Annotated in this window: 6 protein-coding genes; 4 read left to right on the forward strand and 2 right to left on the reverse strand. The window is 44.7% G+C overall.

Features of this window, described 5'->3' with window-relative positions; translation table 11 throughout:
* Positions 1 to 6: 6 nt before the first annotated feature.
* Together BacF7301_RS03745 and susR are read right to left on the reverse strand one after the other, a co-directional pair.
* Entirely contained in the window at positions 7 to 2,994 is a 2,988-nt protein-coding gene (locus BacF7301_RS03745) for a SusC/RagA family TonB-linked outer membrane protein (RefSeq protein WP_167960338.1), read from the reverse strand.
* Between the two features lie 222 nt (positions 2,995 to 3,216).
* On the reverse strand, positions 3,217 to 4,887 hold the full coding sequence (susR, locus tag BacF7301_RS03750) for a SusR family glycan utilization regulator (RefSeq protein WP_167960341.1): 1,671 nt from the start codon (positions 4,885 to 4,887) through the stop codon (positions 3,217 to 3,219).
* A 183-nt stretch (positions 4,888 to 5,070) separates the two neighbouring features.
* Here susR and BacF7301_RS03755 point away from each other — a divergent pair, with 183 nt between their 5' ends.
* Genes BacF7301_RS03755 through BacF7301_RS03770 form a run of 4 tightly spaced genes read left to right on the forward strand, consistent with a single transcriptional unit; the run spans position 5,071 to position 13,073 of the window.
* A complete protein-coding gene (locus BacF7301_RS03755) occupies positions 5,071 to 6,426 on the forward strand; it encodes an SWIM zinc finger family protein (RefSeq protein WP_167960343.1) in 1,356 nt (451 codons plus the stop codon).
* On the forward strand, positions 6,414 to 9,356 hold the full coding sequence (locus BacF7301_RS03760; RefSeq protein ID WP_167960345.1) for a DUF6493 family protein: 2,943 nt from the start codon (positions 6,414 to 6,416) through the stop codon (positions 9,354 to 9,356). The genes BacF7301_RS03755 and BacF7301_RS03760 overlap by 13 nt, the downstream gene beginning before the upstream one ends.
* A gap of 14 nt (positions 9,357 to 9,370) precedes the next feature.
* Complete coding sequence (locus BacF7301_RS03765; protein WP_167960347.1) at positions 9,371 to 12,259, forward strand: DUF6493 family protein; 2,889 nt, start codon at positions 9,371 to 9,373, stop codon at positions 12,257 to 12,259.
* Between the two features lie 43 nt (positions 12,260 to 12,302).
* Positions 12,303 to 13,073, forward strand: coding sequence for a M15 family metallopeptidase (locus tag BacF7301_RS03770; RefSeq protein WP_167960349.1), 771 nt, complete (start codon positions 12,303 to 12,305; stop codon positions 13,071 to 13,073).
* Positions 13,074 to 13,080: the final 7 nt, after the last annotated feature.

Below are 13,080 nucleotides of genomic sequence, written 5' to 3' on the forward strand. Positions count from 1 at the left end.
ATGGATTTAAAAGTTAAGATTCACACCTAGCAAGAAAGTCATCGGGCGAGGATATAAAGTCCCGTCATAGCCTCCGAACACTTCAGGGTCAACACCCTTGTATTTCGTAAAGACAAACGGATTCTGTACACTTCCGTAAATTCGCCCGTTGAAAGGTATCCGTTTGGAGTTCTTGAACGACCACCCCAATACGATATTGTCAATACGGAAAAAAGAAGCATTCTGTACGTAATAGTCGGAAAGCGGCTGTGCTATCTGGAAATTCGTGTCAAAAGCGCTTTTCACACGGTTGGACAATGATTCGCTTGCATAAATGGTGGTAGGGCTTAATCCGGCGTGATTGGCCGCAATGGCATTATAATTATAAGTACCGAAGCTTCCATGTCCTGCAACCGACAAATCCCAGGCTTTCCAGTTCAAGCGGGTGTTTAGTCCAAGAGTGACATCAGGAGAAGATTTCTTATACGGTCGCAAATCCTGCTCGTTAATTTGGCCGTCATTGTTCCGGTCCTTATAAAGCCCCTCTATCGGTTTACCGTTTTCATCGTAAATCTGTTCGTAAACATAGTACATATTAGCCGCATGTCCTACCATGTGCACGGTCATACCATTAACACTTTTCGTATCTTTATCATCTCCGACACTCAGTTTGGTAATCTTGTTCTTATTGTAGGCGAAATTGGTACCTATTTCCCAGGTAAAGTTCCGGTTAACAACAGGACGTCCGTTAATAGCGAACTCAAATCCTGTATTTTCAAGATTACCGATATTCGCTGCCACATACTCCTTGAAGTTTGTTCCGGCAGTTGTCTTGGTCTCCGCGTTAATCAAATCTTTCGTTTTACGGTGATAAAAGTCAATAGAACCGTCGATCCGGTTATTAAACAAACTGTAATCCAACCCCACATTATAAGTAATGGTAGATTCCCATTTCAGATCAGGATTAAATGCTTCGGGACGCAGAAGCGATACCCAAATAGGTACTCCGTTGTTGTATCCACGCAGATAATTAGCCTGATCGCCCACTGTATGCAGATAAGTAGCCATATAAGGATAATCCCCCTGGTTAATATCCTGTTGCCCGGTCACCCCCCAGCCTAAACGTAACTTCAGGTTATTGACAAAGCCGAGTTGTTTAATAAAGTCTTCTTCGGACATCCTCCATGCCAGGGCGACAGAAGGGAACAACGCCCAACGATTGTCTTTATGGAAACGGGAAGAACCATCATTACGCAAAGTAAAAGTCAACAAATAGCGGTCTTTCACATTATAGTTCATACGCCCGAAGAAAGATACGATATAATGCTCGGTTTCATAATTGCTCTGGGTTACAAGCACAGGGTCACCGTATGCATCAAATTTCGTGATGCGATGTCCTACACTATCACCAGCACGCCAATAGTGTTGCCAGGAATATCCCCCCATTAGGTCGAAGTTGCTATCCAGAAAATTAAAATCCTTCGCATATTGAGCATAGAAGTCAAACGATGAATTACGTATCTTCTGGTTCCAGCTCGAATCATAGCCGCCGTACATATAATCCGACGGAGCAAATTCAGAGATATACTTGATACCTTCTCCTTTCGAGTAATCTATGCCGACATTCATATTCAGTCGCAGTTCAGGAAAGAAATGCAGTTTATAGTCAAGTTGCGCATTCCCGATAAAGTTGCGTACCTTCGATTCATCGTGAGTCATATCTAACATAGACACCGGATTTTTCGTGGCTACCTGGATAACATTATCATCATCCCCCGTCCATGTAAAATAGCCCCCATAAGGACTATCCTTATCATAAACAGACTGTGAAGGGTCCATAACGATTGCGGCCCCGATTGCCCCCCAATCGGCAAAGCGATTCTTGACATACATACCACGGCCATTCAGATTGATCTTCAGATGATCGTCAAACAGAGAAGGAATAACAGAAAAACTTCCCGTATACCGTTCTGTCTTGGAAGTTTTCAGGATACCGTCAATATTGGTATATCCAAAAGAGACACGATAAGGCATTACTTTTGCCGCGGTTCCATATACACTCAGGTTATGTTCCGTATTCAAAGTAGTACGGAATATCTCATCCTGCCAATCCGTATTAACCAGTCCCTGCTTCTTTGCCATCTGTTCATAGATACTCAGGTCGGAATAGTTCTCTTTCAGGAACACCCGGAACTCGTCTCCTGTCATCACGTCTATCTTTTTCTTAGGTGTACCTATTGATACGTTTCCGTCATAAGTAATCTTCACCTTGCCTTCTGTTCCCTTCTTGGTAGTAATCAAGATTACTCCGTTGGAGGCACGCGAACCATAAATAGCAGTAGCAGAAGCATCTTTCAGAATAGTGAAAGATTCAATATCCGTCGGATTAATTGTGCTCAGAATATTTCCGGCACCATTCAACCCCTGATTGTCAATAAACACCCCGTCTACCACAATTAACGGATCGTTACTGGCTGTAAGAGAAGAGCCTCCTCTGATTCGTATATATGAGGCTCCGTTAGGAGAACCTCCCTCACTGGTGATAGCCACACCGGCCACTTTACCGACCAGCAAATCTTGCGTATTAGGGGCAAAACCTCTGATCTTGTCATCCGCTTTCAGGCTTGTCAAAGCTCCCGTAGCGTCTCCTTTACGCACCTGTCCGTAACCGATGACTACCACCTCATCCAGCAGTTTGTTATCCTCTATCAAAGTAACAACCATATCCGCCTGTCCCTTATAGGTAACCTCCTTAGTAATATAAGTGACGTAGGAAAATACAATGGTAGCACCGGACTTCACTTTGGACAAGATAAAGCGCCCGTTCGTATCCGTTACCACTCCATTAGTAGTGCCCTTTACAGACACATTCGCTCCGATGATAGGCACACCGGCCTCATCTTTTACAAGTCCTTTGATCGTGCTCTGTTGGGCAAACGCCTGCGAAGAGAAGAGTACGAAAAGCACCAGCACAAAAAATTGTGTGATTCGTTTGATTTTTAACTGCTTTTCCATAAATATTAGTAATGTTGAACAAATTAGTTTTACCGAGATTCTCTGAAGCAAAACTAAGAAGATATTGGAGAAAACAAATACTCAAGTAAGTGCGAGGTAAAAATTAACAGTTCACCCTTCCATATATACCACTAATAATCAACCAATTATACAACAGTTCCGCATTTCTCAATGTAAATTGATTTTTTCTCGGAGAGAGATTTCTTACCCTCTGAATAAATTTCAGAAGCTATCTGAACAGAGAAGTTTCACCTTCTCTTCAAAGTCCTCGTCTGTATTCAAGGCTTTCGACTTGATTTTACTGCGATAGTTGTAAACTGTACGTGGAGTATAATGGAGAAAAACGGCAATCTTATTAATATCTTTAATCCCCAACTTAATCAATGCGAAGACGCGCAATTCCTGGTTCAGAGATTTATCAGACATAACGGGATAGCGTTCCTCTATCCGAAGCAAAGTATTAAATTCCTCCACAAATGTGGGATATATATTCAGGAAAGCATGATCGAAGTTTGCATACAATTCTTTCAATTCAAGTGCAGAGTTTTCCGTTCTGGAAGTAAGTTTCAGTATATCCGCCACCTGACCGGCCTTCACTTTCCGGTTCACTGTCCCTTTAAAAGCATCCAACTTTTCGATATACTGCGTACATATCTCAAGGAAACTACTGATAAACAGTTCCTTAATATGATTAGACTCGGCAAGCGAAAGGTTGCTTTGTTTCAGTTGTTTATTGACATCCTGCAACACAGTGTTCAGTTCGTTCAGACGGGCATTAATTTCTTCAATATGCTGTTTAGCTCTTGCCAGCTTCTTCATTTGCTTTACTACCAACAAAATAGCTATCAACAAAACAATAGAGAGGAAACTTACGGTTATCAACAAGATCCGAAGCCTGTTCTGTTGTTTTTCACGATCAAGTTGGTACGCTTTATCTATGATTGGGAGCATTTTGGCCGTTTGTATATTCCGCAAACGAGCATTATAAAAATTGGCGTCATCCAAGCTTTTCTTTATATAGCGGTTGGCACGATTGATGTCTACATCGTTATTGAACAAGATAAAAGCCAAAGCACGTAGTGATATATTCTCCTTCACGGAAGCTTTAATATCGGAAATAGCAGAAATCGCCAGATATTCTTTTTCTTTTTCACTATCTCCCTTCTGTTCGTAAAGGAAGGAAAGAATCGACGTAATCTCCGCACATTCCTTTGTATCGGGCTTCACTTTCGGGAAATAGGACAGTAATATTCTTTCGGCACTGGCAAGATCCCTGGTTTCAATACAACGGAAGCCATATCTGGTAGCATATTCAAAAGAAGTGGTATCGGCTATCTGAATGAGTGAGTCCTGGCAGACTACCTTTTTGGCAATTAAATCCGTCAGGTCATATCCGTCATTATATTCGATCATATAGATATATACATCAATATATGTCTTATAGTAGTCAATCAGCTGATGCCGGTTCAGTTGGGCTCGGTCTATGGAGCCCAGGATATCAAGAGTTTTGGAGAACATTCCGGCTTTTGCCTCTCCACGGGCCAATTGTATCCTGCTGTCATTCATCCAGTTTGTATTCTTCAAATCTGCCGCTTCATACAACGCACGATTGGCATATACTATTGCAGAATCGCAAATAAAAGTCTCATATTCACCCGCGAGACTCTGATAAATAGAATAACGGCTTTCTCCGGAAAGATTCTGATTTCGAAGTTGTTCTTTAAGTTTTTCCAAATAATTTTCTTTCCGGCTTGTGTATTCCTTCTCTTTAACAATCACATGATCCAGTTCAACCAATAAGGAATCGAGGCTTGATTGTGCCTGCACAGCAGGAGCTACAAACAAACCGCAGATAATAAAAACCATAAGTCCTATCCAGAAATCCTTACTCATAAGAAATGTAGTCTTGTAAAAGCATAAATAATAATTATCTCCAGTGAATGATATATGGTGACTAGAGGTTTACAAAGATAATAAATCTACGGAAAGTAATGTAAATCCCGCAACTTCTTTTCTTGCAAGAAATAAATTTCTATATTTGGGGAATGTACAATTTAATCCCTATCCTATTTATCTATGGCTGATACAATCTCTTATCAATATGCCGCTCCTTCCGCATTGCAACGCACTGCTGACCAGGACGAGCTATTCCTCGCCAAATACAGCGAAATTGAGAAAAAAGATGCTCCCTGTTTCTTTTGGGGGAAGTTGACACAACCTTATATGACAGCACGTTGCCTCATAGCCTTATCCAATGTTGTACAATCCAGTTTCAATCTGACACCGGCACAGCTTTCGATGCTGAAAGACCCGATTGTGACGGCAGGAAACGACCGTCTGCGTTTTGAAGGCTTTTCCAACTGTGCAGGCGTATATGCCAGAGTTGATGTGCTTCCCGATGGGCACGACGGGGAATTTCTGGAAAACGGAACAACCAATGTAGACTTCAATGCAGGGATGATTTCCGCTTTAGGCGGTATCGGCAGGCAAGAGAAAGTCGTGATGTCCGTAGGACCTAAAGAAGTGGGGCTCTATAATAAAGGTGAGAAAGTGATAGAACGCAAAGTCCCTCTCCCCGTGAAATGGATAAAGGGACTGACTACAGTACAAATCTATCAATCCGCAGCCGAACGGCTCTATTCCTTCAATCGCATACAGACTTTACAACTCTTTCAGACTCTCCCGAAAAGTACCGTAAAATGCGACTATTATTTAGTGGTCCGTGGTCAAAAACCCGCCTTTTCACCGGTGAAAAGTCTAAATTCCGTATGCATCGGCGGACTTCATCGTTTGCGGTTACTCGAGCCTTTGCTCCCGTTCGCTGACGAGTTGAGAGTCTTTGTCCACCCCACCATGCAATCGACCACTTGGCAACTCTATTTCGGCCCGGTTCGTTTCAGCCTTTCCCTCTCGCGGGAATGTTGGCGCGGTTTCTCAGGAGAAGGAGCTGCTTTGGATGCCCTGCTCGAAGACATACCGGAAAGATGGATAGAAGCTATGGATAAGTACAGCTATGCCAACCAACAGTTCAACCCCACCCTTTTTGCTATTGAGGAACATATCGACCTGGATAGAGTAGATTCCCTTTCGGCACGACTGGCGGCTATGGGACTGTTGGGATTCGATTTGGATGAAAACAGTTTCTTTTATCGTCGTCTGCCTTTCAAGACCGAACGGATTATGAGTCTCAATCCTCGAATGGTTGCTGCGGAGAAACTCCTGGAAGAAGAGAAAGTCGAAATTATATCGAATGACGGAAACCGGGTGGAAGCGCGTGTCGCAGGCAGCGGCGGAGTAAGGCATACCGTCATTTTAGACAGAGAGAATGAGAAAGAACGTTGCACCTGCACCTGGTTCAGCAGTAATCAGGGAGAACGGGGAGCTTGCAAACATATTTTAGCAGTAAAGAAATTAATACAATGGAAGAATTAAAACACGAATTGGAGAAGCTGTCCAAGGCTTACAAAGACACTCCGGAGATAGAAGAAAAGGTATTGATTCCTTTTATCAAGAAATTATTGGAACTCCCGATGAAGGAGCGGCGCAAGTTACTACCCGTCATACGGGACTTGCAATGGATAAAAGGCAGGTTTGCAGGTTTCAGCAGTGAGACATTTTGCAGCCGTGACAGGGCGCGTTTCCTGGCGGCCGTGCAATTCGTATGTGCCAACAAGAAAGAAATGGATATGGCGTACGATATAAACTTCGACCTGATATGCAAACTGCTCCCGCTCTATTGCCCCACTTGGCTCACAGACTTTATCAATGATGATAAAAGCTGGAACAACTTCAATCTCAGCTACGAAGAACTCATGTCACTCATGGATATGGGCTACCTCAAGGAACTCGCTCCAAGCCGCATTGCACACGTACTCCCCGGATGTATCCGAGTAGCAACCGGCGACCCGAAAAAGAAGGATTCTTTCGACAGCAACTTATTGCTCAAACGGGACATCATACTGAAAGAGCATATATGGACTATTTTTGAATACGACTCATCTGTCAGTTATCAGGATGACAGTGCCAAAAGCGCCTACAAAGAAGGAACTACACCACAGGACGAAAGTATCAGTACCGCCCTCTACCGCTTTTCCCTCGACGGACATATAGACAGAAACCGGCTACTGAAAGCTACACTCACCACATTCCACCGAGGTTTCAAGAAAGACATGGCAGGATGGTTTGCCGGATTCTTCGAGACATTACAGCCTACTACCGAAGAGCTGTTATCCCTACAAGAGGAGATGATGCAAGTATTCACCTCTTCCTATACCAAACCGATAAATGTAATGCTACAACAATTCAAGAAGATTGCGGCTGAGGACGGATTCTGTTATCAGGAGTTCGTAGAACGGGCAACCACGCTCTTCTTCTCCAGTCCCAAGAACTCGCTATTCACCATTTACTCCATCTTCGAAAAAATCACCGCGCAGCATCCTGAAATGGGAGAAACATGCTGCATCACCCTCTGCCAGTTATTCCTGAAGAAAGACGAAAGTCTGCAAAAGAAAGCCGCCGGCTTTATCACAAAATACGGTGACGCTTCCTCATCCGTTCTTCAAGAAACGCTGCAAGCATATCAACCGGAAATGTTCCAAAGTGCGCAAACAACTATCGCCACTTTCAATGCACAATCCACAGAAAACGCACAATCCATAAACAAAACAAACAACACAGAAACAGCCTACATAGAAGCTGTAAATACAGAAACAACCACAACAGCCGCAGCTTTCCTTTCCGAGGAACCATCTACGGAAACCATCCGCATTTGCCGGGAAGACAACCGCATCCCGTATCCTGCCAACAAAGAAGATTTCCTGTTCCAGCTCAGCCGCTTGTTCGACATGGAAGAGAGCTGGGAGACGGACACCACGATTGCGGCCATCATCGCTTTCCATCCCCAACTGGACGAAGAAGATTTCAGCCGGATGGAGCCCATATTCCAACGGGCAGCGAACATCGTAGCCAGCAGTTGGATGCCCTACGAAGACCTTCTTGCTACTTTCCTGCTGGAATACCAACGTTTATGGGCACAGGCAGACACTACTCCCCAGGGATTCCTGCGCAATATGTTCACCCGCCTGGAAGAAAAGCTGAAAGGAATAGATTCAAACAGGGGCGCTTATGACGAACGCGCCTTCAAACGGCTTGCCGACTGGAAACCGGGTTACAGTAACGCAACCTGCTTTATCCCTTTCAAAAAGCTATGGATAGACGTTATCTGCCGAATCAAAGGCGGCAATACGCTTCCCCTGCTTTCTGCTCCGACCCACACTCCGGCATACATACAGGCTACAGAACTTATACAGCGGCTTGCCGCCTATCAGAAAGCAGGCACAAAGCCCAATACATGGGATTTCCAACTAGCTATCGCCCGCTGTGCCATGGAAGACAAGGAAGAAGCCATCGCCACTGCCCGGCAATTATTGAAAGACGAGTACCTGCATCTTTTCCTCTTCCTGCTGGATGAAGATACTCAACCCGAATCACCCTACAACCATCAACCCGCGTGGATAACGGCCGGACTGGTAAAAAGCCCGGAAACAGAATTCAAAGCATTCAAATCCTTCTCCTGCAGCACATTGCCACACAACTATCTGTCAGGAGATTACGGATGGAAAAAACTGAAACCGAAAGAAAATTCATACGATACAGACAAGCACCTATTACAACTGGAGTTCTACAAATGGCACGAATATACCGAGCGAAACAGCCATCAATTATGGCAGGAACATCTGATTATCAACAGCAGATACAACATGGATGATTCCCGCTACATGGAACCGCTACTGTGCTGTTTCCCCAACCACCCGGAGCCGTTAATCGCACAAATCATCACCTGCTATATGTCTTTCGGCACTCCACAGGAAGACAGCAAACGCAGCATTGCCCACGCTCTGCGCATGCTTCTCTCTTTCCATTGCCCGCTCAGAGAAATGAGTTTGCTGTTACTAGGCGGTTCCCTGCTCTTTGCCGACAAAACAGTCCGTTCCTATGCAGCAGAATTATGGGTAGAAGGGCTCACTGCCGGAAGAATAAACAACCACCGTGTAGGAGAAATCCTTGCCCGTCTTGTCTGCATGGAACTTGCACCGCTGAAACGCTTCACCACACAAGTGTACGAAAGCATGTACAAGCGAAGCAACTTCCACAACCGCCAACTGGAAGAACTGCTCACCGTATTTATCTGTGGATTGCCCGACAAGCCCGTCACCGGACTCAAACAGCTACTCGAACTCCATCTGGAACTGCTCACCAACAACCACAGTAAAGTTACGGACGAACAACTCCGCCAACGCCTGCAGGAATGGACTACAAGCAGCAACTTGAAGAAAGTAATAACCACACTGAACAACCTCTAAAAATCCCTACGATTATGACCATAGAAGAACGCTTCAACGAAATAGTAGAAAAACAACAAGGTGATGCCATCATCCCCTTTCTACAAGGACTGACTCCGGAAGAACGCAAAAGCCTTGTCTCCTGCCTCAACAAACAGGAAGAACATTATAATAAGTTCGTCCAGCTAGAGCCAAACACATACGGTACACGCGCCACTCCCGAACAACATCGTATTCTCAACCTTACCGCCTTCGTCATCTATTCTCAGAAAGAATATAGTAAATACTATTGGGGTATAAATGTCGAACGACTGAATGAATTGATTTCGTGGCACGTCCCCACCTGGCTGAATAGCTTTTTCAAAGAAAGTGAAAGAAAAGATTCCCGCAACTTCTATAATATGGATTATGAGATACTAATGGACTGGCTGGAGCAGGGAGTCCTCAAAGTCTCTCCCACTCCACAGACCATAGCAGGCTATCTGGTGAACTATATCAACACCACCAGCATATTGCAAAAACGGGAAATTACACTGAAAGAGCACATTTGGTACCTCTTTGAATACGACTGCGGACAAAACTGGATGGATAGCCGAAATGGCGGTTCCCCCTACTATCCCTACAGATACCTCATCGAAAATGGACTACTGAACCGTATGCGCGTACTGAAAGAATCCCTGCTTGCCGTCAACCGGAACATGAATAAAAACCTGTGCAGTTGGTTTGCCGGCATGTTCGAAGCACTCGCTCCCAGCGTAGAGGAACAATTGGAGTTACAACCGGAACTATTTGCCGTCCTGTCGTGCCCCCACAGCCGTCCGACAAATATCATACTCAAATTGCTGAAGAACCTGTGCAGTCACCCCCAATTCCCGACAGAAGAATTTCTGAACCAGACTTCCGTCCTGTTTACTTCGGACGTAAAGGCAGTCCATCAAAATACGCTGGCCATCCTCAACAAGCTGGCGAAAGAAAGAAAAGAATACCGCGACGCCATCTGCTGTGCCGCCGCACAAGGGCTAATGAGCCGTGAAGAATCTATCCAAAGTAAAATAGTAAAACTGATTCAGACCTACGGAGACACAGAATCGGCAACATTGAAAGAAGCCCTTTCCGTTTATGTAGATACCATGTTGACCGGCATCAAACAAGAATTGAAACCTTATCTGGAAGGCAGCTCCTCTGACATCACCCCGGCAAACCCGACAATCAACAACGCTTCCTTTATCAGTGAATCCTATGAGCCTATCCCGCCCATCATCAGTGAAGAGAACCGGATACCGGAAATCACCTCTACCGAAGACCTGATATTTTTAGCCAGCCAAGTGTTGGAAGTAAACGAAGTGTATCACTTCGAACAATTTATCAGTTCGCTGATACAATGGGACGCCCAACTGGAAGCCGGGCAAGTCCCCCAATGGACGCCCATTTTTCAACGTGCCTATAAATTAATTCTAAGCGGTGGAAATTCCCGCACCGGTATATTGGACGATATGATGGCAACCTTCCTTGTCGACTATTCAAAGCTACTAATCAGACGTTTCCCCGAAGAAGGGAAAGAGCTGAAAGTCCTGCACGAGAAAATGGTGCAGAAAGATGAAGTACAACGAGGACAGTGGAGATTCTGCAATTTACAATCGCTTACCATCCGCAAAAAAAGAAATAAACAAATAGAGCACCGCGTGCACAGGCAATTACTATGTCATACCTTAGACATGCTCGAAAGCAACAAACCCCGCCTGCCGTTGCTTTCCACGCCTACGCATATACCCATGTTTATCGACCCGGCAATCCTCATACAAAGATTGAAGCAATATCAACAGGCAGATGTTGAGCCTAATAGTCAGGATATGCAAATAGCACTGTCGCGTACGGTACTGGATGAAACCACCGCTCAACTACTCTCCACCATCACTCAGGAACTGGAAGGAGAATACCGGAATCTGCTTCTCTTCCTGTTCGGAGAGAAAGAGTCTGCGCCCCAATCCCCCTTCACGCATCCGGCATGGTGGATGACAGCAGGACTTATCAAATCACCGGAAACGGTCTATCCCGAATTTAAGGACTTCCCCTACAACGAAAGTCCGCGTGAATTTCTGACCGGAAACTTCGCATGGAAAACGTATCTGGAATCTCATTCATATATAGATTACACTAAGAAAGTGGTAGAATGGACTTCCTCTACAATCAGCATTCATCTTCCGGAAGGGCAGAACGTCCGAATCATCAATAAAGGGAAAAATAACGAGAGAGCAGAGTATCACCCGCACACTCCACATCCGTTGCTGGTAGAAATATATTATCCTCAGGGAAAGTATTTCGACGACATATCAAAAGATTTGCCGCGTCTGTTATGGCTGGCACCCAATACGCCGGAGCCATTATTGGCATGGTGCATCTGCCAAGCGATATACGACCCGATGTTAAATGAAGTAAGAGAGGTCAACGTGACCCGAACTACGATAGAAACATTCCATCAGTTCAGACACACATGGCATGAGATTTCTTATCTTCTGGAAGCCAGTTGCATGTTAGTGGCCGACAAGACCAGCCGTGCCTATGCTGCCGAAATATGGATAGAACGTGCAAACAAAGGATGTATAGACAGCTCACGCATAGGCAGGATTCTAGGCTCGCACCAAAACACAGGCTGGGGACCGCTGAAAAGACTGACCGACCTGATACAGCAACAGATGATGAATGTCAGTCCGCTGCACAACCGGGAACTGGAAAAACTACTGACCGCAATGCTTGCCGAACTTCCTGAAAAGCCTGTCAAGGATTTAAAGAAACTATTGGAAATCTATGCGGAAATACTTTCTATCAATAACAGCAAAGCGGAAGATGAACGTGTCTTGCGTCTGCTGGATGTATGGAAAGGAGTAGCCAACCTGAAAAAAGCAGTTATGAATATCAAATGCTAAAAGCAAAAAAGAGTACCTTTGCCACCGTAAAAACAAAAGTACAATGAGATTTCTGAAACACTGTTTGCCTGCTTTTTGTGTTCTGATGATGTGGTGTTCCTGTATTTCCGGGACAAAGGAAAGAAAGGATTCCACAAAAGCAGAGACTGAACATATAGATACCATACAAGTCAGTGAAGCCGTTCTTCCTGCCCCACAGCCGGAAAAAAGTCCGATGGCTCGCTATATGGATTCTTTAGGACTGATAGACGTGGCCGAACTTGACAGCAGCCTTGTCGTGAAGCTGATGTACACACAAGCGGATAATTTCACAGGAGAGGTTCTTTACGATGATTTGTCGGAAGCCTATCTGCACCCGGATGCGGCATATGCTCTTATAAAAGCACAAAGAGTATTGAAAGAACTGCATCCGTCGTATAGTCTCCTTATTTATGATGCTGCCCGCCCGATGTCCGTACAAAAAAAAATGTGGAATGTAGTGAAAGGAACATCTAAATACAAATACGTTTCTAATCCGGATAATGGTGGCGGGCTTCACAATTACGGGCTGGCAGTAGATATCAGCATTCAAGACTCTTTGGGACAACCGTTACCCATGGGAACGAAAGTAGACCACTTGGGTGCAGAAGCTCATATCACCCAGGAAAGCGAACTGATACGTAACGGAAAAATGAGTGAAACAGAACGGCAGAACCGGATACTGCTGCGAAAAGTAATGAAAGAAGCCGGATTTCGGGCACTGCCCAGCGAATGGTGGCATTTCAACTTTTGCAGCCGTGAAGTGGCGCGCCAAAAATATAATGTAATACCATAAACCGGTA

Origin of the sequence: Bacteroides faecium (assembly GCF_012113595.1) — a bacterium.
Lineage (GTDB): Bacteria > Bacteroidota > Bacteroidia > Bacteroidales > Bacteroidaceae > Bacteroides > Bacteroides faecium.